The organism is Gilvimarinus sp. 1_MG-2023 (genome assembly GCF_030548285.1).
Window position 1 is genome coordinate 1 of sequence record NZ_JAUOSC010001454.1, and the last position, 248, is coordinate 248.

Below are 248 nucleotides of genomic sequence, written 5' to 3' on the forward strand. Positions count from 1 at the left end.
GCCAAGGGCATTTTGCAGGCTCTGGAGAATCTCGTCGTCTGTCTCGGTATTAAACGCCAAGTACACAGGGGACGATTTTAATTCCAGCGCTATCTTTAATTCATCCAGATCCCCAGCTTCGGAAGCCTTGTAGGGACCAGCCAACACATCGGTTACCCACAAATCAATCGAGCCATTCTGCAAGCGCAACGGATTGGCCATGTCATCGCTGGCAATGGATACATTCATGCCTTCAGAAACCATTTGGC

General features: G+C 49.6%; 1 protein-coding gene. It reads right to left on the reverse strand.

Annotated elements, in window-relative coordinates; genetic code table 11:
* On the reverse strand, positions 1 to 228 hold a 228-nt coding region (locus Q4563_RS21645; RefSeq protein ID WP_303605996.1), incomplete at its 3' end, for a hypothetical protein.
* Positions 229 to 248 lie beyond the last annotated feature (20 nt).